General features: G+C 64.3%; 27 protein-coding genes. 20 read left to right on the top strand and 7 right to left on the bottom strand.

The features are described from left to right. Positions 1-57: 57 nt before the first annotated feature. From argS to tatC, 8 genes are all read left to right on the top strand, one after another. Complete coding sequence (gene argS, locus AB5I39_RS03305; protein ID WP_404371133.1) at positions 58-1782, top strand: arginine--tRNA ligase; 1725 nt, start codon at positions 58-60, stop codon at positions 1780-1782. Further along, positions 1782-2453 (top strand): SPOR domain-containing protein, encoded by a 672-nt coding sequence (locus AB5I39_RS03300; protein WP_404371131.1) that lies wholly within the window; start codon positions 1782-1784, stop codon positions 2451-2453. The genes argS and AB5I39_RS03300 overlap by 1 nt, the downstream gene beginning before the upstream one ends. A gap of 102 nt (positions 2454-2555) precedes the next feature. Continuing rightward, positions 2556-3563: a glycoside hydrolase family 3 N-terminal domain-containing protein gene (locus tag AB5I39_RS03295; protein WP_404371128.1), complete on the top strand. Its 1008-nt coding sequence runs from the start codon at positions 2556-2558 to the stop codon at positions 3561-3563. 22 nt (positions 3564-3585) lie between these two features. Beyond that, a complete protein-coding gene (locus AB5I39_RS03290) occupies positions 3586-4317 on the top strand; it encodes a segregation and condensation protein A (RefSeq protein ID WP_404371126.1) in 732 nt (243 codons plus the stop codon). Then, a complete protein-coding gene (scpB, locus tag AB5I39_RS03285; RefSeq protein ID WP_404371124.1) occupies positions 4314-4925 on the top strand; it encodes an SMC-Scp complex subunit ScpB in 612 nt (203 codons plus the stop codon). Before AB5I39_RS03290 ends, scpB begins: the two co-directional genes overlap by 4 nt. 26 nt (positions 4926-4951) lie before the next feature. Further along, the gene (locus AB5I39_RS03280) at positions 4952-5191 is read left to right on the top strand and encodes a twin-arginine translocase TatA/TatE family subunit (protein ID WP_404371121.1); all 240 of its coding nucleotides are present in this window, start codon (positions 4952-4954) and stop codon (positions 5189-5191) included. A gap of 23 nt (positions 5192-5214) precedes the next feature. Then, complete coding sequence (tatB, locus tag AB5I39_RS03275; protein ID WP_404371118.1) at positions 5215-5613, top strand: Sec-independent protein translocase protein TatB; 399 nt, start codon at positions 5215-5217, stop codon at positions 5611-5613. After that, positions 5610-6389, top strand: a complete 780-nt coding sequence (tatC, locus tag AB5I39_RS03270; RefSeq protein WP_404371115.1) for a twin-arginine translocase subunit TatC — start codon at positions 5610-5612, stop codon at positions 6387-6389. Before tatB ends, tatC begins: the two co-directional genes overlap by 4 nt. Before the next feature lie 60 nt (positions 6390-6449). Here the strand turns inward: tatC and AB5I39_RS03265 are convergent, their stop codons facing one another. From AB5I39_RS03265 to AB5I39_RS03255, 3 genes are all read right to left on the bottom strand, one after another. Next, positions 6450-6584: an entericidin A/B family lipoprotein gene (locus AB5I39_RS03265; RefSeq protein WP_404371113.1), complete on the bottom strand. Its 135-nt coding sequence runs from the start codon at positions 6582-6584 to the stop codon at positions 6450-6452. Between the two features lie 286 nt (positions 6585-6870). Continuing rightward, positions 6871-8457, bottom strand: a complete 1587-nt coding sequence (locus AB5I39_RS03260; RefSeq protein ID WP_404371110.1) for a sensor histidine kinase — start codon at positions 8455-8457, stop codon at positions 6871-6873. 7 nt (positions 8458-8464) lie between these two features. Further along, positions 8465-8641: a NepR family anti-sigma factor gene (locus tag AB5I39_RS03255; RefSeq protein ID WP_404371107.1), complete on the bottom strand. Its 177-nt coding sequence runs from the start codon at positions 8639-8641 to the stop codon at positions 8465-8467. Between the two features lie 260 nt (positions 8642-8901). Here AB5I39_RS03255 and AB5I39_RS03250 point away from each other — a divergent pair, with 260 nt between their 5' ends. From AB5I39_RS03250 to AB5I39_RS03240, 3 genes are all read left to right on the top strand, one after another. After that, positions 8902-9708: a response regulator gene (locus tag AB5I39_RS03250; RefSeq protein ID WP_404371104.1), complete on the top strand. Its 807-nt coding sequence runs from the start codon at positions 8902-8904 to the stop codon at positions 9706-9708. Between the two features lie 78 nt (positions 9709-9786). Next, the gene (locus tag AB5I39_RS03245; protein ID WP_404371101.1) at positions 9787-9930 is read left to right on the top strand and encodes a hypothetical protein; all 144 of its coding nucleotides are present in this window, start codon (positions 9787-9789) and stop codon (positions 9928-9930) included. A 79-nt stretch (positions 9931-10009) separates the two neighbouring features. Further along, positions 10010-10660: a sigma-70 family RNA polymerase sigma factor gene (locus AB5I39_RS03240; protein WP_404371098.1), complete on the top strand. Its 651-nt coding sequence runs from the start codon at positions 10010-10012 to the stop codon at positions 10658-10660. Between the two features lie 2 nt (positions 10661-10662). Here the strand turns inward: AB5I39_RS03240 and AB5I39_RS03235 are convergent, their stop codons facing one another. Then, the gene (locus AB5I39_RS03235) at positions 10663-10794 is read right to left on the bottom strand and encodes a hypothetical protein (RefSeq protein ID WP_404371095.1); all 132 of its coding nucleotides are present in this window, start codon (positions 10792-10794) and stop codon (positions 10663-10665) included. 62 nt (positions 10795-10856) lie between these two features. Between AB5I39_RS03235 and AB5I39_RS03230 the strand changes: the two genes are divergently transcribed. The 8 genes from AB5I39_RS03230 to AB5I39_RS03195 all read left to right on the top strand — a co-directional run bounded on the left by AB5I39_RS03230 (position 10857) and on the right by AB5I39_RS03195 (position 17898). Next, positions 10857-10997, top strand: a complete 141-nt coding sequence (locus tag AB5I39_RS03230) for a hypothetical protein (protein WP_404371093.1) — start codon at positions 10857-10859, stop codon at positions 10995-10997. A gap of 26 nt (positions 10998-11023) precedes the next feature. Beyond that, positions 11024-13603: a glutamine-synthetase adenylyltransferase gene (locus AB5I39_RS03225; protein WP_404371091.1), complete on the top strand. Its 2580-nt coding sequence runs from the start codon at positions 11024-11026 to the stop codon at positions 13601-13603. Further along, positions 13600-14067, top strand: coding sequence for a peroxiredoxin (locus AB5I39_RS03220; RefSeq protein WP_404371089.1), 468 nt, complete (start codon positions 13600-13602; stop codon positions 14065-14067). Before AB5I39_RS03225 ends, AB5I39_RS03220 begins: the two co-directional genes overlap by 4 nt. Positions 14068-14301: 234 nt before the next feature. After that, complete coding sequence (locus tag AB5I39_RS03215) at positions 14302-15492, top strand: peptidoglycan DD-metalloendopeptidase family protein (RefSeq protein ID WP_404371086.1); 1191 nt, start codon at positions 14302-14304, stop codon at positions 15490-15492. Between the two features lie 43 nt (positions 15493-15535). Then, positions 15536-15874: an iron-sulfur cluster insertion protein ErpA gene (erpA, locus tag AB5I39_RS03210; protein WP_404371083.1), complete on the top strand. Its 339-nt coding sequence runs from the start codon at positions 15536-15538 to the stop codon at positions 15872-15874. A 27-nt stretch (positions 15875-15901) separates the two neighbouring features. Then, positions 15902-16672 (top strand): exodeoxyribonuclease III, encoded by a 771-nt coding sequence (gene xth, locus AB5I39_RS03205; protein WP_404371080.1) that lies wholly within the window; start codon positions 15902-15904, stop codon positions 16670-16672. Continuing rightward, entirely contained in the window at positions 16669-17463 is a 795-nt protein-coding gene (locus AB5I39_RS03200; RefSeq protein WP_404371077.1) for a transporter, read from the top strand. Before xth ends, AB5I39_RS03200 begins: the two co-directional genes overlap by 4 nt. Before the next feature lie 177 nt (positions 17464-17640). Beyond that, positions 17641-17898, top strand: a complete 258-nt coding sequence (locus AB5I39_RS03195; protein WP_404371074.1) for a hypothetical protein — start codon at positions 17641-17643, stop codon at positions 17896-17898. A 47-nt stretch (positions 17899-17945) separates the two neighbouring features. Here the strand turns inward: AB5I39_RS03195 and AB5I39_RS03190 are convergent, their stop codons facing one another. After that, on the bottom strand, positions 17946-19103 hold the full coding sequence (locus tag AB5I39_RS03190) for an N-acetyltransferase (RefSeq protein ID WP_404371071.1): 1158 nt from the start codon (positions 19101-19103) through the stop codon (positions 17946-17948). Positions 19104-19237: 134 nt separating this feature from the next. Between AB5I39_RS03190 and AB5I39_RS03185 the strand changes: the two genes are divergently transcribed. Next, on the top strand, positions 19238-20341 hold the full coding sequence (locus AB5I39_RS03185; protein ID WP_404371068.1) for a fatty acid desaturase family protein: 1104 nt from the start codon (positions 19238-19240) through the stop codon (positions 20339-20341). A gap of 102 nt (positions 20342-20443) precedes the next feature. Here the strand turns inward: AB5I39_RS03185 and lptG are convergent, their stop codons facing one another. Then, complete coding sequence (gene lptG / locus AB5I39_RS03180) at positions 20444-21541, bottom strand: LPS export ABC transporter permease LptG (RefSeq protein WP_404371065.1); 1098 nt, start codon at positions 21539-21541, stop codon at positions 20444-20446. Next, complete coding sequence (locus tag AB5I39_RS03175; protein ID WP_404371063.1) at positions 21538-22737, bottom strand: LptF/LptG family permease; 1200 nt, start codon at positions 22735-22737, stop codon at positions 21538-21540. Before AB5I39_RS03175 ends, lptG begins: the two co-directional genes overlap by 4 nt. Between the last annotated feature and the right edge of the window lie 96 nt (positions 22738-22833).

The raw sequence follows: 22833 nt of genomic DNA, 5'->3' as shown, positions 1-22833 counted from the left end.
GAGTGTTCGCGCGCCATCCGCTAAGGCCCGCGCTCGCTTACCACGACCGGACCGATCATGACCCTTTACACCCGTTTTGCCGCGCATCTTGATGCGGCGCTCGATGCCCTGGTTGCCGCTGGCGATTTGCCGGGCGATCTCAACCGCGCGAGCATCACGGTCGAGCCGCCGCGCGACGTGACGCATGGCGATCTGGCGACCAACGCGGCGATGGTGCTGGCCAAGCCTGCAGGCACCAATCCGCGCGCGCTGGCGGAGAAGATCGCGGCGGCGTTGGGCGATCTCGATGAGGTGGCGAGCGTGTCGGTGGCGGGGCCGGGGTTCATCAACCTGTTCCTGACCGACGACACATGGCGCGCCGAATTGTCGGCGATCCGCGATGCGGGCGACGATTATGGCCGCTCGACGCGCGGGGCGGCGACGACGGTCAACATCGAATATGTCTCCGCGAACCCGACCGGACCGATGCACATGGGGCATTGCCGCGGCGCGGTGGTCGGCGATGCGCTGGCCGCGCTGCTGGAGTTTTCCGGCCACAAGGTGATCCGCGAATATTACGTCAACGATGCCGGCGGCCAGGTCGATGTGCTCGCGCGCTCGGTGCATCTGCGGTATCGCGAGGCGCTCGGCGCGACGGTGGAAATCCCCGAGGGGCTGTATCCGGGCGACTATCTGATCCCGGTCGGGCAGGCGCTCGCCGCAGAGTTTGGTGATACCTACGCCGATGCGCCGGAGAGCGAATGGCTGGTGCTGTTCCGCACCAAGGCGGTTGCGGCGATGCTGGTGCTGATCAAGGACGATCTCGCGCTGCTCGGCATTCATCACGACCTGTTCTCGTCCGAGGCGGAATTGCAGGCGGCGGGCAAGCCCGAGGCGGCCGAGCACGATCTGCGCGCGCGGGGGCTGATCTATGACGGCTTGCTCGAAGCACCCAAGGGACAGGAGCTGGAGGATTGGGAGCCGGTCGTGCTGCCACTGTTCCGCTCGACCCAGTTCGGCGATGACCAGGATCGGCCGATCAAGAAGTCGAACGGGCAATGGACCTATTTCGGTGCCGATCTCGCCTACCACTATCAAAAGGCGCAGTCGGCCGATGCGCTGATCGATATCTGGGGTGCCGACCATGCCGGGACGGTCAAGCGGATCGTCGCAGCGGTGGCGGCGCTGACCGGGGGCAAGACCCGCTTCGACGTCAAGCTCGTCCAGATGGTCCGCCTGATGCGCAACGGCGAGCCGATCAAGATGTCCAAGCGCGCGGGCAATTTCGTGACGTTGGCCGATGTCGTGCGTGAAGTCGGCAAGGATGTGGTGCGCTTCACCATGCTGACGCGCAAATCCGATGCGCAGATGGATTTCGATTTCGCCAAGGTGGTCGAGGCGTCGAAGGACAATCCGGTCTTCTACGTTAACTACGCCCATGCGCGCGTGGCGTCGCTGCACCGGCGCGCGGGCGAGGCGGGAATCGTCTGCGACGGGGTCGACCTGTCCCAGCTTGATACGGAGGACCTTGCGCTGGTGAAGCTGGCGGCGCAGTTCCCGCGTATCGTCGACACCGCCGCTGCGGCGCGCGAGCCGCATAGAATTGCCTTCTATCTCTATGATTTGGCGGCTTCGCTCCATGCATTGTGGAACGTCGGTAACGACCGGCCGGACCGGCGCTTCCTGCTGCCCGACAACCCGGCGATGACATGTGCACGGCTATTCTTGGCGGATGCGATTGCACAGATTATTCGCAATGGATTGGGCATTATGGGCGTCGAGGCGGCCCAGGAGATGAAGTGATGTCGACCGGCGAGTATGAAACGCGCGACGAGGATCGTCTGCCCTGGCTGGAGACGGTCGAGGAAGATTATGATGACGGGCCGTCGATCGTGCGGATCATCGGGCTGGTCCTGCTGGCGCTGGCGATCGTCGCGGCGGCGATTTTTGGCTATCAATATCTCAAGAAACATCAGGGTGTTGACGGCAATGGCGCGCTGATCACCGCGCAGGACGGCGATTACAAGGTCAAGCCCGACGATCCCGGTGGCATGAAAGTGGAAGGCGAGGGCGATACCGCGATCGCCACCAGCGACGGCGCGGGCATGAGCAATGCGGCGATCGACCTGAAGGGGCCCGAAGCGCCGATCGCGGGCAAGAAGGTCGCGCCGGCAAAGGTCGATGGCGGGGCGAGCAAGGTCGTCGCGGCGATTCCGTCGGCGGCGGCGGCATCGGGCGGCGCGCTGGTGCAATTGGGATCGTTCGGCAGCGAAGCCGAGGCCAATGCCAATTGGGCGACGATTTCGAAGAAGTTCGCGTACCTCGCGCCGATGGGGAAATCGGTGCAGGCGGCGCAGGTGAACGGCCAGACTGTGTACCGTCTGCGCGTCAACGCTGGCGGAGCCGGTGCCGCGACGAGCCTGTGCGCGAAGCTCGCAGCGGCCGGGCAGGCGTGCTTCGTTCCGCGGTCCTAAGCGTTTCGCCGATCAGCTAATGGTGTCATCCCCGCTTTCGCGGGGATGGCAGGAATGGTTCGGTGGGTGACAGCGGCGCGCGTCGCATTGTAAGCGGCACGGATGAAGCCCGTCATCTTTGGCCTGTCCGGCCCGACCCTTACCGCTGACGAGACCGCGTTTTTCGCTGCGGTCGAACCGGCCGGGTACATCCTGTTCAAACGCAACATCGTCGACCGCGCGCAGGTGCGTGCGCTGACCGACAGTTTGCGCGCGCTGTCGGGGCGGGCCGATGTGCCAATCCTGATCGACCAGGAGGGCGGCCGCGTCGCGCGGATGGGGCCGCCGGAATGGCCCGCCTTTCCTGCCGGCCCGACCTTCGATGCGCTGTACGACATCGCGCCGATCTCCGCGATCGAGGCGGCACGCGCCAATGCCGAGGCGATTGCGCTGATGCTGACAGAAGTTGGCATCAACGTCGATTGCCTGCCGCTGCTCGACGTGGCGCAACCCGACACGACCGAGGCGGTGTCGATTCGCACGCTCGGCTCCGAGCCGCTGCGCGTGGCCGCGATGGGGCGAGCGATCGTCGATGGACTGCGCAGCGGTGGGGTCGTGGGCGTGGTGAAGCATATGCCGGGGCATGGCCGCGCGAAAGTCGACACGCATTATCATCTGCCGACGGTGACGGCGTCCGACGAGGAGCTCGAGATCGATCTGCAGCCCTTCGCAAGCCTGAAGGATGCGCCGATGGGGATGACTTCGCATATTGTGTTTGAGGCGTGGGATGCCGAGCGGCCCGCGACGCTGTCGCCGGTGGTGATCGAGCAGATCATCCGCCAGCGGATCGGCTTTGACGGGCTGTTGATGACCGACGATATCGACATGAAGGCGCTGTCGGGCAGCGCGGGCGACAAGGCGGCGGGAGCGATTGCGGCCGGCTGTGATCTGGTGCTCGATTGCTGGGCGCGGATGGACGAAATGCGCGACATTGCCGATCGCCTGGACGAAATGTCGGCGGTATCGCGCGCGCGGCTCGATCGGGCGATGGCGACCGTCATGGGCGCGCACGCCGGGGGGGATATGGCGGCGCTGATCGCGAAGCGGGATGCGTTGCTGGCGTTGGTGTAAGGGATGGGTGTAGGGTTGCACGGTGACCGAAAGCCCCGAAACCCTCACGATCGACCTCGACGGCTGGGAAGGGCCGCTCGATCTATTGCTGGCGCTCGCACGGAGCCAGAAGGTCGATCTGAAGGCGATTTCGATCCTGGCGCTGGTCGATCAATATCTTGGTTTCATCGAACGCGCGCGGAGCCTCAAGCTCGAAGTCGCGGCGGATTATCTCGTGATGGCGGCGTGGCTCGCGTACTTGAAATCCGGGCTGTTGTTGCCGCGCGACCCTGAGATCGAGCCTAGTCCGGAAGAACTCGCGCTGCGCCTGCAACTCCGGCTCGAACGGCTGAACGCGATGCGCGAGGCGGGGGCCCGGTTGATCGCACGCGACCGGATGGGCCGCGACGTGTTTCCGCGTGGAAGCCCGGAGGGGCTGCGAACGCAGCGCAAGGCGGTCTGGCAGGCCGAAATCTACGATCTGATCGCTGCGTACGGGGTCATTACTGCGCGCACGCGGCCGGTGATGCACGTCGTCGCGCACCGCGCGGTGATGACGCTGGAGGCAGCGATCGAGCGCGTTTCGCGGTTGATCGGCACGACGGTCGAATGGGACGTGATTGAGCATTTCCTGCCCGAATTGGCGAGCGGTGCCTTTCGCAAATCGGCGCTCGCGTCGAGCTTCGTCGCCGCGCTCGAACTGGCGCGGCAGGGCAAGCTCGAGTTGCGGCAGAAATCGCCGTTCGCGCCTTTGTACCTGCGCGCGCTGACATGAACGCACCCGACGCCATTACCCGCGCGGTCGAGGCGGTGCTCTTCGCCGCGACCGAGCCGATGACCACCGATGCGATTCGGGCGCATCTGAACGGAGCGGAAGTGCGAGCGGCGCTCGCGGCGTTGCAGGCCGATTATGCCGGGCGCGGTATCGAACTGGTCAAGCGCGGTGAGCGCTGGCATTTCCAGACCGCCGCCGACATGGCGCATCTGCTGCGGCGGGAGCATGAGGAGGCGCGCAAGCTGAGCCGCGCCGGGATCGAGACGCTGGCGATCATCGCCTATCACGAACCTGCGACTCGCGCCGAAATCGAAGCGATTCGCGGCGTTGGCATCTCAAAGGGCACGCTGGACGTATTGATGGAAGCCGGGTGGATTCGCCCGGCCGGACGGCGTGAGGTGCCGGGGCGGCCGTTGCTCTATGCGACGACGCCCGCGTTTCTCGCGCATTTCGGGCTGGCGAGCAGGCGCGATCTGCCCGGGATCGATGATTTGCGGGCGGCGGGGTTGCTCGATCCGGTCGATCTCGCGTTCGAGCGGACCGATTGGGACGCCCAAGCCGCGGATGATGACGACGCGGAGGTGGAAACCTTCGACGAGACGCACTAGATGGGGCGTATATCAGGAGATCGATCATGGGTGGTTTGAGCATTGTTCACTGGCTGATCTTCGGCGGGATCGCGATCCTGGTGCTGGGCGGCGGCCGTTTTTCGAACATGATGGGCGACGTTGCCAAGGGCATTAAATCTTTCAAGAAAGGCATGGCCGAGGATGACGAGCCAGCGCCGCGGCGTGAGCCCGGCCGGATCGATGCCAAGGCGGCGGAGCCGGTGTTCGACCGTGACGGTAACCGTATCCGCGACCGCGAAATCTGACGCGCGCGTAATAAGGCACCGCCATGTTCGACGTCGCATCCTCCGAGGTGATCGTGCTCGGGGTGGTGGCCCTGTTGGTCATCCCGCCGAAGGACTTGCCCAAGGCGATGCGCATGGCTGGCCATTGGATCGGCAAGGTGCGCGGCGTCGCCAATCAGTTCCGCTCTGGATTCGACACGATGCTGCGCGAGTCGGAACTGCAGGAAATGGAAAAGAAATGGGCGGCGGAGAATGCGCGGATCATGCGCGAGCATCCGCCAGAGCCGGTGCATATGCTGCCGATGGCGGGGCTTCCGGAAGACGCGCATGAGGCGCACGACGGAGCGGATGCGGCACCGGTCCTGACCGAGGCGCCGGTCATAACGTCGGCCGCACCCGCCGAAGCCGAGCCACACCAGCCGGCCACCGGGGCGCAGGCGTGAACGCACCCATCGATGAACTGGACGCGAGCCGGGCCCCGCTGCTCGATCATCTGATCGAGCTGCGCAAGAGGCTGTTCTTCTGCATCGCCTCGGTCTTCGTGGCGCTGATCGGCACCTACATCTATTCGCGCGAGATTTTTACCGTGCTGGTCCACCCGCTGCTTGAAGCGGGGCAGAAGCGGATCGTGACGATCGGCGTGTTCGACGGCTTCTTCGTGCAGTTGAAGGTCGCTTTGTTCGCGGCGCTGATGATCTCCTTCCCGATCATCGCCAACCAGTTGTGGGGTTTCGTTTCGCCGGGCCTGTACCGCAAGGAAAAGCGCGCGCTGCTGCCGTTTCTGTTCGCGACGCCGGTGCTGTTCACGATTGGCGCATCGATGGCCTATTTCATCGCGATCCCGTCGGCGCTCAAATTTTTCCTGAGTTTCCAGGGCAGCCTGGGTGGGGTAGAGCAGGAGGCGCTGACCTCGGTCGCGAGCTATCTCGATTTCGTGATGCAGTTCCTGTTCGCGTTCGGCATCGCGTTTCTGCTGCCGATCCTGCTGATGCTGATCGAGCGCGCCGGGCTGGTGACGCGGAAACAGCTCGTCGCGGGGCGGCGTTATGCGATTGTCGGGTGCTTCGCGGTGGCACTGGTGCTGGCGCCACCCGATGCCGGGTCGATGATCATGCTCGCGATCCCGCTGGTGGCGCTATACGAAATCGCGCTGATCGCGATCTGGTTCACCGAACGCAAACGCGGCAAGGATGAATCGACCGAGTTGGTCGAGAGCTGATACGAAAATGGCCGCCCCCGATCGACGGGAGCGGCCTTTCAAAAGCTTGGGTGTGCTCCTTTACTTCGCGCTGTCGGCGGTTTTCGCCACGGTGTCGCCAGCCGACTTCACGTCCTTGCCGACGCCCTCGACGGTATTGCACGCCGATACGAGAAGCGTTGCGGTGGCGAGGGCGAGCAGTGTCATCTTGCGCATGGAATATCTCCTGAAAAGGTGCGCGGCCCGAACCGGTGCGCGCCAGCATCCCAATGCGCCAGAGCGGGCTTCGTTCCGCCTGTGAGACGAAGCGATCAGATCGGCGATGACTGGAAAAAATTTGGACCCGGGCGCGCCACCGGGGGGAGGGGGAGGCGCGACCGGGTCCATGTCTTGGATAGCGAGAGCGGGGGGGCATAAATTCGCTATCCGATACTAAAACCCACATGCGGCCCCCGGGTTCCGCACTCGAACACTTTTTTGAAGATTTTTTTATTGTTGTTTTTTAATCACGTCCGGTGATGGCGACCGAAATTTCGTAAGCGCCGACCAACGGATCGTAATGAAGTTTCGAGCGAAGCTGCCGTGACAGGCCCTCAATGACCCGGCCATAGCGTTCTGCCACCAGCGTGCGCATCCGATCATCGTCGATCAGGGCGGGGGAGTTTACCCGCAGCACCGCGCGCAGATCATCCTTGTCCGGCCCAACCGAGATGCGAATCTGCGCCGCTGGATTCACAGTCATGGCGAGTTCGACGATTTCGGTAATGAGGAAAGCAATCGCGATCGCGACGTCCTGGTTGGCGAGATAGGGTTGAACATCGATCGTAATCCCGATCGGTGCCCCCTCCGGTGCTGTCGCACGGATGTTCGACGCGAGTTCGCCCAGCACCGAGCGAAGCGACAGCCCGCGATTTTCCTCGAGTTCGGCAAAATGGTTACGATGCACGACAGCAAGGGCGTCAACGCGGCGCTGAATCGAGGCATAGGCGCTGGTCGCCTCCGCACTGCGCGCGGCGCGCGCGTGGAAGTTGATCAGGCTGGAGATGACCTGCAAGTTGTTCTTGACGCGGTGGTGCACCTCGCGCGTGAGCTTGGTCTGGCGTACCAATCCCTCGGCAAGCCCGGCCTCGTGCGTGGCAACGGTGCGAGTGATCGCGCGAAAGGTCTCGCCGAGATCGCGAATCTCCAGCGCCGGAAGCGTGCGCATCGTGCCCAGATCGACTTCCTCGCCGGGGACGAAATGCGCGACGCTGGTGCGCAATTGCCGCAGCGGACGGATCAGCAGGCGATCGACCACGAACCAGCCGATGCACGCCGCCGCCGCCCACATCACGATCGGCAGGATCAACGCGATCAGCACCGGTGAGGTGAGCGGCAGGTTGCGCACGCGCGTCATCAGCAGGATGTCGCCGACACCAATCGGCATGGTGAGCGAGGAGCGCCGTTCGAGCGGACCGTTCGACGGCAGTTCGTTGAGCAACAGCGTAGTCCCGTCGAGCGCGAGCCGTGCCTCATAAGGCTGGGCCACGCCGCTGGGCTTTGCCGTCTCGGCCAGCACGGGGGCTGGGAAGAAGACGGCGGCGCGGGTGCGCCCGCTGCTGCTGGCGGTCGCAAGCGTCAGGCCGCGGCCGGGATGTAGCAGCGCGACAATAGGGGTGACCGTGTTCGCAGGCGCCGGGGCGATATCGACGGGAAGGCGGTTACCGCAGATGATGCGCCCGCGCGCGTCGGTGATCGAAAAGCGCGTTCCGGCGGAGGCCTGTGGCGCGAACACACCTTGCGCCCGCGCGCAGCTCGGCGCGTCGGCAGGATCGGTTTCGAGCGCGTTAAGCGCAACGCGGAGCGCCGTCATGTCGCCGATCAGTTCGATCGCCAATTTGCGCGCGCTCTCGGTCGCGCTGACGCGCATCTGCGCGCGCGTCGCGTCATCTGCCATCGTCGCGGTGCGCAGCGTGGCGAAAAAGGCGACGATCGCCAGCGGCAACAATGCCGCGCTGAGAATCAGGAAAACCTTTGCACCGGTCGGGACGGCGCCGAACCGATCGAGCAGCCCGCGCGCGGCGGGGCGATCGCCGACGATTTCGGTCATTGCCTGATCAGTCTAACTTGCCGAGAAGGTCCAGCATTTCCGGCGGAATCGCTTCTTCGACGGTGCGTTGATACACCGTTCGCAATGCCGCGCCCATGTCACGGTCTTTACCCTGAGCCTTCGCGTCTGCTGCGGCGGTACGTCCCGTACCCGGCTTTTTCGAAGAATCGTCGCCCGAACGCAATGCCGTCCCCCTGGATATCCGGAAACGCCGGATAGAGTTAATATGCGGCCGTAACAACCGCCATCTTGGCGGCGCTACGAACCGGGCCTACCGCGCAGGATACGTCGCGATGCAACGATGAAACCAAATAGCGCTTCGATGGTTCCACGTCCGATGCGAAATTTGGTTCCGACGCGCACGGAGCGATAAACGCGTTGCATAAGCGGGGGGCCGCTTCCACAAGGTCCCTCAATTCATACCCAAGGGAGACCACGACAGTCATGTCGCTAGGACAGCAACTTGCCCCCCACCTTCCATTCCTGCGCCGCTATGGCCGGGCCCTTACCGGCAGCCAGACGCACGGCGATCGCTATGTGCGCGCCACGCTCGAGGCGATCGTCGCAGCGCCGGGGGAATTCCCGCGCGACGTCGATCCCCGGCTTGGGCTGTACCGTACGTTTCACGCGATCTGGAACTCGACCAATTATGACGAGACGCCAGAGTCGATGAGCGCAACCGCGGACGACGGTCAGGAATCCGTCGCGCGTGCGCGGCTTGCGCGGATGACGCCGCTGTCGCGTCAGGCGCTGTTGTTGACCGCGATGGAAGGGTTTACGCCTGAGGACGCCGGCTATCTGATCGAAGTCGACGTTCCCGAGGTCGAATCGCTGGTTGCCGAGGCGCTTGCCGAAATCGAGCAGCAGACGCGCGCGCGCGTTCTGATCATCGAGGACGAGCCGATCATCGCAATGGACATTGAAACGATCGTCCGCGATCTTGGCCATGAGGTGACCGGTGTCGCCGTGACGCGCGACGAAGCCGTGGCGCTGGCGATGGAAGATCGTCCGGGCCTGGTGCTCGCCGATATTCAATTGGCCGACGACAGTTCGGGAATCGACGCGGTGAAGGACATCCTCGCTCAATTCGAGGTTCCGGTGATCTTCATCACGGCGTTCCCGGAGCGTCTGCTGACCGGCGAGCGGCCCGAGCCGACGTTCCTCATCACCAAGCCGTTCCAGCGTTCCACCGTCAAAGCGGCAATCGCACAGGCCTTGTTCTTCGACCAGGCGACCGTTCCCCAAGTTTGAGGGAACCGATAAGCGCCCCTGGGGGTTGGGTTCCATACGATACGGAACGACAACGATACCGAACCTCCGGGGGCATTCATGGCTGACGATGAGCAAATCCACATTTCGACCGACGAGGCGCGCAGCGGTGAGACGCCGCGAGTGACGCGCTATGTGCTCGGCATTTCGCTGGCTCTCGTTGTAGTGTTGTTTGCGGCGTTGCTGATCTTTTTTCAGCGCTGATCGTGCCCACCTTTAGAATGTTGGACTTGGCCGTTCGCCGCGCTTTTGTCCGTGATGCCTTAATGCGAGACCGGATTTCATGAGCGACGCTTTTGATCACGACGAAGACGAGGTTGCGCCCGAGGTCGTCGAGCACGTTTCGCTATCCGATACCGAATTCAAGGCGGAATTGGCTCAAGTCATCCCGCATCTTCGCGCTTTCGGGCGCTCGCTGTCGGGTAATCGCGATCTGGCGGACGATCTGGTGCAGGAGACGCTGATGAAGGCGTGGGCTGCGCGGCTGCGTTTTCAGGCCGGCACCAACATGCGCGCCTGGACCTTTATCATTTTGCGTAATCTGTACCTGAGCCAGATGCGGCGTGCGCGCTTCAAGGGCGAGTGGGACGATCTGGTCGCCGACCGGATCCTCGCCGCGCCCGCCAGCCAGGACAAGCATGTCGAATTGGGTGACATGCAGCGCGCGCTGCTGCACTTGCCACAGCCGCAGCGCGAGGCCCTGATCCTCGTTGGCGCGGGCGGCTTCGCCTATGAGGAAGCTGCCGAAATCTGCGGCGTTGCGGTCGGCACGATCAAAAGCCGCGTCGCGCGTGGCCGCGTCGCACTGGAAGCGGTCATGAGCGACAACTCGCTCGCTTCGCGCCGTACGCACAGCAATGAGCCGGGCATGTCGGCGCTCGACACTATCATGGGCGAAGTCGACGAACTCAGCCGCGATCGCGACCGCGACTGACGTCAGCGTGTCGCGACTGCCTCAACCCGATCGAGTTGATAGATCAAATCCGCGAACGGATCGTCGGTATTGGGCTTCTCGCGATAGGCCGAGCGTAGTGCAACCGACAGGATGTCCGCAGCCTGCGGTGCCATCACGACATAGTCGCGTGCGCGGTCCGTCGAGCGGTAAGAGGCGGAGCACGTTGACATAAAGCATGAACGGTCGAAAGGCCGGTTTGTTGCCCGGCGATGTGAGCGTCTTGGCTGAAAGCGGTGCCAGCTGGTGGAAAACAGGCTTTCCGATCTCCGTATTGTCGATGCTGCCCGACGCGCTCGGCTATACTCGCCGTTTCTGACGCTGCTGCTTGATCGCGAACCGGCAATGGCCGTGGCGTTCGATGCGGGGGTGTTGCCGGCCCTTCCGGCGCTTGGCGAGATCGGGGCGGATGTGCCCCCCGCGCAACGCCTGCGGCTCGCACGGCGGCGGCTCGCGCTGCGGGTCGCGATCGGTGATCTGGCGGGGATCGATGATCTGACCGCGGTGACCCGGGCTTTGTCGGATTTTGCCGACCACGCGCTCGACACCGCGATCCGGACCGCGATTGCTGAGCGCACCCCGGATGCCGCGCCGCGCGGATTCGTCGCGATTGCGCTCGGCAAGCAGGGCAGCCGCGAGCTGAATTATTCGTCCGACATCGATCCCATCCTGTTGTTCGATCCGGCCACGCTCCCCTGCCGCCCGCGTGAGGCGCCAGAGGAAGCAGCGGTGCGGATCGCGCGGCGCGTGGTGGAATTGCTGCAGACCCGCGATGGCGATGGCTATGTGCTGCGCGTCGATCTGCGGCTGCGGCCGTCGCCCGAGATCACGCCGATCGCGCTCTCGGTCGATGCGGCGATCTCCTATTACGAATCGCTTGCTTTGCCGTGGGAACGCGCGGCTTTCATCCGGGCGCGGGCGGCGGCGGGTGATGTGGCACTGGGGGAGCGATTTCTCGCCACCGTCGCGCCGTTCGTGTGGCGGCGCGCGCTCGATTTCGGCGCGATCGGCGAGATTCGCGGCATCTCGCGGCGGATTCGCGATCATTACGCCCAAGGGCAAGCGTTCGGTCCCGGTTTCGACCTGAAGCGCGGGCGCGGCGGCATTCGCGAGGTCGAATTTTTCGCGCAGATTCATCAATTGATCCACGGCGGGCGCGACCCGGCGCTCCGCGTGCCGGATACGCGTGCGGCGCTGGCGGCGCTGGCCGGGGCGGGGTGGATCGACCCGGCGGAAGCGGCGGCGTTGACCGCAGCCTACACACTGTACCGCACGATCGAACATCGCGTGCAGATGATCGAGGATCGCCAGACCCACACCTTGCCGAGCGGCGCTGCGCTTGATGGGTTGGCGGGGCTGCACGGCCTAGCGAATGGCGATGCGCTGCTCAATCTACTCCGCCCGCATGTCGTGGCGACGGCGCGCAGCTACGATGCACTGGATCCGGACGAGGGTGATGCGCTGTCGTTCGATGCCGATCGACTGGCCGGACAACTGACTGCCGCCGGTTTCGATACGACCGAGGTGGCGGCGCAGCGCATCGCGCAGTGGCGCGGCGGGGCCTATCCCGCCTTGCGCAGTGCGGCGGCGCGTGCGGCGCTGGAGGCAGTGCTGCCCGGGCTGATTGCGGCGCTGGGCAGTGCGCCCGATCCGCAAGGCGCGATCGTGCGGCTCGACCGGATGCTCGCGCGGCTGTCGAGCGCAGTGAATTTCTTCCGCCTGATCGAGGCGCGACCGGCGTTGGGGCGGTTGCTTGGCCTGATCCTGAGCCATGCGGTGACGCTTGCCGAGGAACTCGCGCGGCGGCCCGAATTGTTCGACGGGTTGATCGATGCGACCGCGCTCGATCCGGTCGGTACGGTGGATGCGCTTGCCGCGGAAATGGCGGGCGGCGCGGATTATCAGGCGCAATTGGATCATGTCCGCCGCATCGTCGGCGAAAAGCGCTTTGCGCTGGGTACCCAGATCATCGCGAGCGCGGCCGACCCGCTCGACGTCTCGGCGGGTTACGCACGTGTCGCCGAAGCCGCGATTTGCGTGCTGGCCGAGGCGACGATCACCGAATTCGCCGCCGCGCATGGGCATGTGCCGGACAGCGAACTCGTGATCCTCGCGCTCGGGCGGATGGGTGGGGGGGCGCTGACGCACGGGTCCGATCTCGACCTGATCTATCTGTTTACCGGCGATTATCTGGCCGAATCCGACGGGCGCAAACCGCTTGGCGCGGTGCTGTATTACAATCGCCTGGCGCAGCGGATCAGCGCCGCGCTGTCCGTCCCGACTGCATCGGGGCCGCTGTACGAGATCGACACGCGGCTGCGGCCATCGGGTACGCAGGGGCCGCTTTGCGTCTCGCTCGACGGCTTCGCCCGCTACCAGCGCGAAAGCGCGTGGACGTGGGAGCATATGGCGCTCACGCGTGCCCGAGCGGTGTTCGGATCACCCGCAGCGCGCACCGCGGTCTCGTCGATTATCCGCGATGTATTGCGAGGCGACCGCCCGAAACGCGACGTCATCGCCGATGCGACCGCGATGCGCGCCGACATGGCGGCACACAAGCCGCCGCTGGGGCCGCTTGATGCCAAGCTGCTGCCGGGCGGCCTGGTCGATCTGGAATTCGCGGTGCACATGGTCCAGCTTTTGAGCGGGGAGGGGCTTCATCCCAATTTGCGCGACGCGATCCTCGACCTGGTGGCGGCGGGGAAAGCGCCGCCGGAAATGACCCCAGCCTATGATTTGCTCGCGCGCCTGCTCGTTACGCTGCGGCTGGTCGCGCCAGATGCGCAGGTGCCAAACGCGGTGACGCAAGAGCTGGTCGCGCGCGCGGTGGGGATGGCCGACTGGCCGAGCGTGGTTGCGTCGCTCGACACGATCCGGCAGGAGGTCGCGCGTTGGCTCGCGCAGGTAGAGGGGATCGAAGCATGACCATTCAGGACGGCGGAACGCTGCCCGCGATCGACTTGATCGCACCGGACGGCAGCCCGATTCACCTGGCCGATTATATCGGCGCGCCGTTCGTGCTCTATTTCTACCCCAAGGACGACACGCCCGGCTGCACGAACGAGGCGAAGGATTTCAGCCGCTTGCTGCCCGATTTCGCGGCGGCAGGGGCCAAGGTGCTGGGCGTGTCGGGCGATACCCCGGCCAAGCACCAGAAGTTCACCGCCAAATACGATCTTACCGTCCCGCTCGCGAGTTACGAGGGCGAAGCGGCGCTGGAAGCGTTCGGCGTATGGGTTGAAAAGAAGCTCTACGGCAAGACCTATATGGGGCTCGACCGATCGACGTTTCTGTTCAATTCGAGCGGTGTGCTGGTGCGCAGCTGGCGCAAGGTTCGCGTGCCCGGTCATGCCGAAGAGGTGTTGAAGACGGTGCAAGCGCTCGCCTGATCACGACCGGGGCAATTCGATCGACTTGGTGAAACGATCCACGCCGTTAACGTGCCGTTCAACGACTCGCCGTGCGGTTGTGGCGGTTCAACGCGCCGCACCGCAGAAGGCCTTGCTCCTCCTCTACAAAGTCTTTCAGACACTGTTCGTCCAGGTGCAGGGGGGCTGCACCAGGGCAATAGAGGGGCGGGTGCTGGCATTTTCCGGCAATCGCGTAACGATCGCTGGGGTCACATGAACTCACTTTCTATTGCTTCGGGTGTGCGGCTGATGACGCGCCTCAAGACCTATTTCAAAACCCGCGATTTCATTTTTCATGACGGCCGTGACCTGAAGCGCTTCAGCATTGGCGCGCGCTCGCAGGCGCTGGTTGCTGGCGTTGCCAGCGTTACCTTGTGCTTCTCTGCTTATGGCGTGGCGCAGGCTGCGGTTGGCGCGGTGGCGCTGAGCGGCGTCGTTGGCGCTCCGCTCTCCCCCGAGGCGAAGGTTGCGCAGATGCAAGTGCGCGTCGCCAAGATGCAAGCCGATGTCGCCTCGATCAAGCACGCGGCGCAAGTGCGCGCGGCGCGGGTCGAGCAACGTCAGGCGCTGCTGGTCGCGGTTGTTTCGGGTAAGGCCGACGTCGCCTTGCTGTCGCGCCCCACGCCGAACGTCGATCCGAAGGCCGATGCGCTGGCCGCAGAAGTCGTCGCGCCGCTGAAGAAGATCGAGCAGCAGCAGGTCACGGTCGCCGCGCAAGCGCGCCGCGTCGCTGAGCAGCGGTTCGCTCGCGCCGTCGCCCACGTCCGCAGCCTGGGCATCGCCCCTGAGCGGCTGATCCCTGCGCAAGCGGCTATGGGTGGCCCGTTCGAAGCCGCTGATAGCGCCGCCGCCGAAGCCGATCTGCGCGCAGACACGCAATTCCGCTCCTTGTTCCAGACCTGGAAGAAGCTCGACACGTTGGAAAAGGGCGTCATCGCCATTCCGTCGGCGCAGCCGGTCGATCATCTCGCCTACACCAGCAACTACGGCATTCGTACCGATCCGTTCCGTGGCACCGCCGCGATGCACGCCGGGGTTGATATTCCTGGACCGGTCGGCACGCCGGTCTATGCCACCGCCGATGGCGTGGTCGATCGTGCGGAGCGCTCGGGCGGCTATGGTAACATGGTGGAACTCGATCATGGCAAGGGCATCCAGACGCGGTACGGCCACCTTTCCAAGATTCTGGTGGAGGCTGGCACGCGCGTGCACCGTGGCCAGTTGATCGCGTTGATGGGATCGACCGGGCGGTCGACCGGCCCGCATCTGCATTATGAGGTGCGGCTCGACGGCCATGCGGTGAACCCGGTGCCGTTCCTGCAGACCGCCGATTATCTGCTGGCGGCGCAGGACAAGTCGGTCCACGTCATCCCGGTTGGTGTTGGCGGTCCGGCAGCAGACTGATCGGCGCATTGCCGATCGGGCTGCAAGCGCTTATCTCCCGGACATGGCCACGCTCGCACCCGAAATCATCCTGACCCCCTCTGCCGCCGCGCGTGTCGCGACGATTGCGGCCAAGCAAGGCAAGCCTGCGATCCTGCGGCTGTCGGTCGATGGTGGCGGATGTTCGGGGTTCCAGTATAAGTTCGGGTTCGCCGATGCGGTCGAGGCAGACGATGCCGTGGCCGAACAGGATGGCGTGCAGCTGGTGGTCGATTCGATCAGCCTCGATCTCGTGCGCGGGTCGGCGGTCGATTATGTCGAGGAACTTGGCGGCGCCGCGTTCAAGGTGACCAACCCCAATGCCGCATCGGGTTGCGGTTGCGGTTCCAGCTTCGCGGTGTAAACCGATCCCGCAACAGGGGTCGTCCAAGTGAAGATCGTTACCTTCAATATCAATGGCATCAAGGCACGCTTGCCGCGCCTGCTGGAATATCTCGCCGAGCAGCAGCCCGATGTCGTGTGCCTGCAGGAACTCAAGACCAGCGACGAGACCTTCCCAGAGGCGGACATTCGCGCGGCGGGATATGGCGCGGTATGGCATGGCCAGAAGAGCTGGAACGGCGTCGCGGTGCTGGCGAAGGGGCAGGATCCGGTCGAGCGCCAACGCGGTCTGGCGGGCGAGCCCGAGGACGATCACAGCCGTTATCTGGAGGCGGTGGTGAACGGCGTGACGATCGCCTCGCTCTATCTGCCCAACGGCAACCCGCAGCCCGGGCCGAAATTTGACTATAAGCTCCGCTGGATCGACCGGCTGCGGGCGCGGGCGCTGGAATTGCTTGCGGAGGAGACTCCGGTGGTGCTGGCGGGCGACTACAACGTCATTCCGAACGATGACGATACCTATTCCGTGCGCGCGATGCAGGACGACGCGCTGATGCAGCCCGAGAGCCGCGCAGGTTTCCGCGCGCTCGTCGCGCAAGGGTGGACCGATGCCTTGCGCACGCGATACCCGAGCGGGGGCGTGTGGACTTTCTGGGATTATCAGGCGGGCGCGTGGCAGCGCGACGCGGGTTTCCGCATCGACCACCTCCTGCTCTCGCCGATCGCGGCGGACCGGCTGGTGGATGCTGGCGTCGACAAGGACTATCGCGCGCGGGAGAAGGCGAGCGACCACGCGCCGACCTGGGTGACCTTGCGATGAAGCGCGCGATCGCCGTCGGCCTGCTGTTGCTGACGGCGACACCCGCGTTGGGTCAGGAACGCGACTATTGTCCGACCCGGCCCGGACTTGGCACCACGCCCTGTACGATCTCGCCGAAGCGCGTATCGGTTGAAACCGCGCTGACCGACTGGACGCGCGATGATCAGACCGATGAACGCAGCGATACTGTGCTGATCGGCGACAGCTTCGTGCGAGTCGGTGTTAGCGACAGCATCGAGGCGCAAGTGGGCTGGACGCCTTACGGACACGTTCGGACCCGGGACAAGGCATCGGGGGCCATCGACAGCAAGGGGCGCGTCGGCGACGTGACGATCGGAGCCAAGGCCAATTTGCTCCACCCCGATGGCAGCGGGCTGTCCATCGCGGTGCAGCCCTTTGCGAAGCTTCCGGTGGGGCGCAAACCGGTCGGGGCGGGGACTTGGGGCGCGGGCGTCATCGTGCCAGCCACCTATGATCTTTCCGACACGCTCAATCTGGCGACCACCACCGAAATCGACGCGGCGGTCGATGAAGCCGGTCACGGCCGACATCTCGCTTACTCCGAGGTGATCGGGTTGGAATTCAAGCTTTCGAGTGCGCTCAGTGCGACGTTCGAAGGCAAAGTGACCCGGGACGAAGATCCGGGCGGCGCGACGACCAAGGGGCTGGCCTCGGCCTCGCTTGCCTGGGCCGCGCGCGACGATCTGCAACTCGACATCGGCGCCGTCGCCGGATTGAACAGAAGCGCCCCTGACCTGGAGCTCTATCTGGGTGTATCGCGCCGCTTCTAAACATAGTGTTGTACCGGACTATGGCACCGGAGACCGAACTTTGGCATGACGCGCCATTCATTTGGCGTTCAAAAACTTCTTAAGTGTTTGATTTTCGACAATTCTAGTGTTTGGCATGACTAATGCACTGCTGTCAGTGCGGGACGATAAACCCGCAGGTTTCTAGCGGAGGATATCATGACCAACCTGTTCGCAATCACCACGGCAGCCCTGCTGAGCATTGCCGCATCTCCCGTCATTGCCAGCGAGGCTCGCCCGGCTCCGGCGCCCAACACGGAAGCGCCGCAGGCGGCCGCATCGGGCGCGCGGGTGGTGAATCCGAAGACCAGATATTGTGTGATCGAAACGATCACCGGGTCGCGCATCCCGGTCAAAACCTGCAAAACGCGCGACGAATGGCTCGATCGCGGCTTCGATCCGCTCGTCAAGAACTAAGCCGGTGCGGTGCCGCGCTCCACGGGCGGCACCGCAACCCGCCCTCATCACAGCGTCTTTTCGAAAATCCAGTAACGCTTGTTGATGTCGCAATTGATCGCCTCGGCGATCGAATTCATCCCCTGATTGTCATCGAGAATCCAGCCGATCTCGCCGCGCGTGGCGCCGTAATTGGCGACGGATGCGTCCTTGATCTGCTGAATCAGCATGAAGGCGAGCTGGCTCGCCAGGCGCGACGCCTGCAATTCCTTCAACACCCCCATCAGCGGCACGCGCATCGTCTTCACCCGTGGTTTGCGCAGCCACAGCAACAGCTTTGCCCAGCCGAATGGGAGCAGGCTGCCGTTCAGTGGCTTGATCGCTTCGTTGAGGTCGGGAAGGGTGATCATGAAGGCGACGGGCTTGCCGTCGAGCTCGGCGATGCGGATCAGATCGTTGAACACGATCGGTTTCAGTTTCACGCCGACATCGGCGATTTCAGGCGGCGTTAGGGGTACGAAACCCCAATTTTCCGACCACGCATCGTTGAGAATATCGAGAATGATCGCCGCTTCCTCATCGAACTTGCTCTTGTCGACCAGACGGATGTTGATGCGCGGGTTCTTGTCGCCCGACGCAATGATCCGTTGCAATAGCGGGGAAAAATCCTTGGTGATGTCGAGCTCATAGGTCACCAGTTCCTTGACCTTGTGATAGCCCGCATTCTCGATCCAGCCGCGATATTCGGGCTTTGCATGGCCCATCATGATCGTTGGGGGATGATCGAAGCCTTCCACCAGCAGCCCAGGCTCCTCCCAGATCGACATGCTGATCGGCCCCAACACGCGCGTCATGCCCTGATCGCGTAGCCAGCCCTCCGCGGTGGCGATCAGCGCTGCGGCGATTTCGCCATCTTCGGCATCGAGCAGGCCGAACTGCCCGCATCCGGGGCCGAAGCCCTTGGCCGGGTCCATTTCGAGCGCCAGCGTGTCGATGTGCGCGGAGATGCGTCCGACAACCTTGCCACCGCGTTCGGCCAGGAACAGCTGAGCCTTGGCGTGGCTGAACCAGCCGTTCTTTTCCGGCGTGAGGAGGCCAAGCGCTTCGCCCTTCAGCGGCGGCACCCAATTCGGATCATCCTTGTACAGGCGGAACGGCAGATCGACGAAGCGCTTGCGGTCGGCCTTGCTGCTGATCGGGCGGATGGAGAGGGGTGCGGTTGCCACTGTGGTGATTCCTCACGGGAAAAGTCGCCGCCACGTTCCGCTTGGGCGCGCGGCTGTCAAGCGGCTGCCCGCGTTTCGGTCCAGCCCTTTCACTGCCACTGTCTAGCCACTATCTTCTTGCAATGCCCCATTCCATGGACACTTCGCTGACCTTTGAGCGGCCCGACGCCGCCGCCGTGGCCGATGCAACCCGCGTTCGCCTGTCGAGCATCGCCGACGACAAAGCGATGCTGCGCGCCGCGGCCGAGCTGACGCGCGACCTCAATCCCCCGCGCCCGGCGGTCTATTGGACCGACCTGATCGTGTCGGCGGTGATCGGCTATGCGGCGCTGGCGCTCGCGATGACGCTGCCGTCGGTCGGCTGGGCGATCGTCGCAGGCGTCGTCGCGGTGCTGGCGCTATACCGGGCGGGCAGCTTCATCCACGAAGTGTCGCACATCCGCCATGCCTCGCTGCCGGGGTTCCGGCTCGGCTGGAATCTGATCGCGGGCATCCCGCTGCTGGTGCCGAGCTTCATGTACGAAGGCGTCCACAACCTGCACCACGCACGCACGCGGTACGGCACCAGCGAGGACCCGGAATATCTGCCGCTTGCGTCGATGAAGCCGTGGACTCTGCCGGTGTTTATCGTGACCTCGATCCTTGCCCCGTTCGCCTTGATCATCCGGTATGGCGTGCTGACGCCGCTGTCGCTGGTCGTGCCGGGGATGCACCGCGTGCTGGTCGAGCGCTATTCGTCGCTATCGATCAACCCCGCTTTCCGTCGCCGTGCGCCGGAAGGGGAGGCCGCGCGGCTGTGGTGGATGCTGGAGGGCGCGTGCAGCGTCTGGGCGGTGACGCTGATCGTGCTGGTCGCGACGGGCGTGTTTCCGCTGCGGATGTTCGCGATTGCGCTGGTCATCACCTCGGGCGTGTATGTGCTCAACCAGATCCGCACGTTGGTCGCGCATCTGTGGGACAATCACGAAGGTGAGGCGATGAGCGTGACCGCGCAATATCTCGACACGGTCAACGTACCGCCGCCGGCGTTCCTGCCGGTGCTGTGGGCGCCCGTGGGCCTGCGCTATCATGCGCTGCATCACTTGCTGCCGGGCCTGCCGTATCATTCGCTCGCCGAGGCGCACCGGCGGCTGTCGAAGGCGCTCGGGACCGAGTCGCCTTATCATGTGGCTAGTTACCCGGGATTGCCGGGCTTGGTTGCGCGGCTGGTGCGTTCGACGATGGGGTCGGCTCGCTGATCCGTCACCCCGGCCTTGTGCCGGGGTCCACGGCGCATCTAGCAACTGGGTGGCTGGTCGATCGGTGGACCCCGGCACAAGGCCGGGGTGACGGAATTGGGTTTATTCCTCGGTGCGGATCAGCACCGCCTCGCCGATCATGAAGAACAACAGGAATGGCGCCCAGGCGGCGAGGAAGGGCGGGTAAGCGCCGAGATTGCCCATCGCCAGCGCGAAATTGTCGGCGACGAAATACAGGAAGCCGAGCATCATCCCGATCACGGCGCGCACGAACAATTTGCCGGATCGCGCCAGTCCGAACGCCGCGACCGCGCCAAGCAGCGGCATCAGGATCGCCGACAATGGCCCGGACAATTTGTGCCACATCGCGCCTTCCAGCGCCTTGGTCGGGCGACCGCCAGCCTTCAGATCGGCGATCGCCGAGCGTAGCGCCCAGAAGGAAAGGCCGTTCGCATCGACCGTCGCCAGCGTGAATTGATCGGGGCGCACGCCGTCGGCGATCACCGTCTCGCCAAGCTGGGTCAGCTTGCCCGACGCCACGTCGAACCGCGTCGCGGGGCCGACGCGCCAGCCATTCCCCTGACGCACGCCATTCCTGGCAGTGACGATGCCGACCAGATTGCCGCCGGTGCGATCGAAGAGCGTAATGCCGGAAAGCTTGGTCTGGTCGCCGCGCCCGCGCACCTGTTCGATCTGCAACAGATCGTCGCCATCGCGCACCCACACATTGCTGCGGTCGCCGCGATCGACGGGGACGGGGCCGTAGGACAGCTTCTGCCACTGATCGAGCGTCGCGGTCGCGCGGCTGACGATGCGTTCGTTGAACGTGAAGGAAATCACTGCCACGCCCAGCGCCGTGATCAACAGCGGCGCAAGGATCTGGTGCGCCGACAGGCCCGATGCCTTGAGCGCGATCACTTCGCTATTCTGGTTGAGCGTCGATAGCGTCACGATCGTGCCGAGCAGCACCGAGAAGGGCAGGAATTGCGCGATGATCTCGGGGATGCGCAGCGAGAGGTAGCGCAGGATTTCCGGCTGGCCATTGCCGGCATGGGCCAGGATATGGCCCGACTCCGTCAGCAGATCGAGCGCCTGCAGCACCAGCACCAGCATCGCCAGCACCGCGAAGGTGCGCACGAGGAACATCTTGCCCATGTAGAGCGACACGGTGCGCGACGGAAAAAGCTGTAACGCGATCATGCCGCCGCACTCTTGCTTCGCCGCCGCGGCAGCACTTTGACGACCAGCTTGCTGAGTTTGGAGAAGACGCGTTCGAGCGCGCCGATCGGTTGCCCGCCGGGAACATAGGCAATCGTGTAATACATCCAGAACGTCAGACCGGCAAACACGGCGAACGGGATCCAGATCGCCAGAAACGGATCGATCTTGCCGAGGCCGCCGACCGCCTGCGCATATTCGTTCACCTTGTGATAGGCGACGATCATCACGATCGCGAGGAACACGCCGAGCGCCGAAGTCGAGCGCTTCGGCGGCACGCCGAGCGCGAGGCCGAGCAAGGGCAGCAGCAGGATCGACAGCACCTCGGCGGTACGGAAGTTGAAGGCGGCCTGGCTGGTCGCGCGGTCTTCCTTGCTGGCGCCGCGGTCGCCGCCGATGCGGACAAGCTCGGGCAGGGTGCGTTCGAGATTCTCCGCACCCCGCATCCGGAAATTCTCGGTCTTAGGCAGCGGTATCGGCAGATCGTTGACGCTGAAGCGCAGCACACGGGGCGTCGCCACTTTCGCTTCGGTGCGGATCAGCGTGCCGTCGGTCAGGCGGAAGATGATCTCGTCGGGATTGTCGGTCGCGAAGAACTGGCCGTTCGCTGCCGTCACCGCGATCGAGCCGCCTTTTCCGTCATCACGGCGCAGGAAGATGCCGGACAGGCGGCGGCCGTTATCGTGGCTTTGTTCGATCCGGAGCGTCATGTCCTTGCCGAAATGGGTAAACTCGCCGACCTTGATCGATGCGCCGAGCGCCCCGGTGCGTAATTCGAAGCGCAATTTCTCGTAATTGAAGCGCGCCTCGGGCTGAACAAATCCGACGATCGCCAGATTGACCGCGCCGAGCGTGAGCGCGAAGAGATAGGGGACATAAAGCAGCCGGGTGTAGCTCATCCCCACCGCGCGCATCACGTCGAGCTCCGACGATGTCGCCAGTTTGCGAAACGCGAGCAACGTGCCGAGCAGCAGCCCGACCGGGATGCCGAGCCCGAAATACTCCGGCAGCAAATTCGCCAGCATCCGCCATACGACGCTGACCGGGCCGCCCTCGGTCGCGACGAAATCGAACAGGCGCAACATGCGATCGAGCACCAGCAGCATCGCGAAGATGACCAGCGTCGAAAACAGCGGCACCGCGATCAGCCGGGCCATGTAGCGGTCGATGGATTTCATGAGCGTGCGGGGAGGGCGTCCGGCCGGAGGGGAAGGCGTGAGGCGGTTGGCGCCATCGCGCCGCTATATCCGCGTGCAGGGGCTTCGTCAGCTACC

Source organism: Sphingomonas sp. MMS24-J45 (assembly GCF_044881195.1).
Classification (GTDB): domain Bacteria; phylum Pseudomonadota; class Alphaproteobacteria; order Sphingomonadales; family Sphingomonadaceae; genus Sphingomonas.
Note: the sequence above shows the minus strand (reverse complement) of the source record. Positions and strands in the feature narration are given on the sequence as shown.

Excerpts from the sequence above, each read along its gene's own strand:
- AB5I39_RS03245 (WP_404371101.1), top strand. The coding sequence starts at position 9,787 with ATGGCTGACGATGAGCAAATCCACATTTCGACCGACGAGGCGCGCAGC.
- AB5I39_RS03240 (WP_404371098.1), top strand. The coding sequence starts at position 10,010 with ATGAGCGACGCTTTTGATCACGACGAAGACGAGGTTGCGCCCGAGGTC.
- AB5I39_RS03220 (WP_404371089.1), top strand. The coding sequence starts at position 13,600 with ATGACCATTCAGGACGGCGGAACGCTGCCCGCGATCGACTTGATCGCA.
- AB5I39_RS03265 (WP_404371113.1), bottom strand. The coding sequence starts at position 6,584 with ATGCGCAAGATGACACTGCTCGCCCTCGCCACCGCAACGCTTCTCGTA.
- scpB (WP_404371124.1), top strand. The coding sequence starts at position 4,314 with ATGAACGCACCCGACGCCATTACCCGCGCGGTCGAGGCGGTGCTCTTC.
- AB5I39_RS03230 (WP_404371093.1), top strand. The coding sequence starts at position 10,857 with ATGAACGGTCGAAAGGCCGGTTTGTTGCCCGGCGATGTGAGCGTCTTG.
- lptG (WP_404371065.1), bottom strand. The coding sequence starts at position 21,541 with ATGATCGCGTTACAGCTTTTTCCGTCGCGCACCGTGTCGCTCTACATG.
- AB5I39_RS03250 (WP_404371104.1), top strand. The coding sequence starts at position 8,902 with ATGTCGCTAGGACAGCAACTTGCCCCCCACCTTCCATTCCTGCGCCGC.
- AB5I39_RS03260 (WP_404371110.1), bottom strand. The coding sequence starts at position 8,457 with ATGACCGAAATCGTCGGCGATCGCCCCGCCGCGCGCGGGCTGCTCGAT.
- AB5I39_RS03280 (WP_404371121.1), top strand. The coding sequence starts at position 4,952 with ATGGGTGGTTTGAGCATTGTTCACTGGCTGATCTTCGGCGGGATCGCG.
- tatB (WP_404371118.1), top strand. The coding sequence starts at position 5,215 with ATGTTCGACGTCGCATCCTCCGAGGTGATCGTGCTCGGGGTGGTGGCC.
- AB5I39_RS03175 (WP_404371063.1), bottom strand. The coding sequence starts at position 22,737 with ATGAAATCCATCGACCGCTACATGGCCCGGCTGATCGCGGTGCCGCTG.
- erpA (WP_404371083.1), top strand. The coding sequence starts at position 15,536 with ATGGCCACGCTCGCACCCGAAATCATCCTGACCCCCTCTGCCGCCGCG.
- AB5I39_RS03195 (WP_404371074.1), top strand. The coding sequence starts at position 17,641 with ATGACCAACCTGTTCGCAATCACCACGGCAGCCCTGCTGAGCATTGCC.
- AB5I39_RS03200 (WP_404371077.1), top strand. The coding sequence starts at position 16,669 with ATGAAGCGCGCGATCGCCGTCGGCCTGCTGTTGCTGACGGCGACACCC.
- AB5I39_RS03185 (WP_404371068.1), top strand. The coding sequence starts at position 19,238 with ATGGACACTTCGCTGACCTTTGAGCGGCCCGACGCCGCCGCCGTGGCC.
- AB5I39_RS03300 (WP_404371131.1), top strand. The coding sequence starts at position 1,782 with ATGTCGACCGGCGAGTATGAAACGCGCGACGAGGATCGTCTGCCCTGG.
- AB5I39_RS03225 (WP_404371091.1), top strand. The coding sequence starts at position 11,024 with ATGGCCGTGGCGTTCGATGCGGGGGTGTTGCCGGCCCTTCCGGCGCTT.
- argS (WP_404371133.1), top strand. The coding sequence starts at position 58 with ATGACCCTTTACACCCGTTTTGCCGCGCATCTTGATGCGGCGCTCGAT.
- AB5I39_RS03215 (WP_404371086.1), top strand. The coding sequence starts at position 14,302 with ATGAACTCACTTTCTATTGCTTCGGGTGTGCGGCTGATGACGCGCCTC.
- AB5I39_RS03235 (WP_404371095.1), bottom strand. The coding sequence starts at position 10,794 with ATGGCACCGCAGGCTGCGGACATCCTGTCGGTTGCACTACGCTCGGCC.
- AB5I39_RS03295 (WP_404371128.1), top strand. The coding sequence starts at position 2,556 with ATGAAGCCCGTCATCTTTGGCCTGTCCGGCCCGACCCTTACCGCTGAC.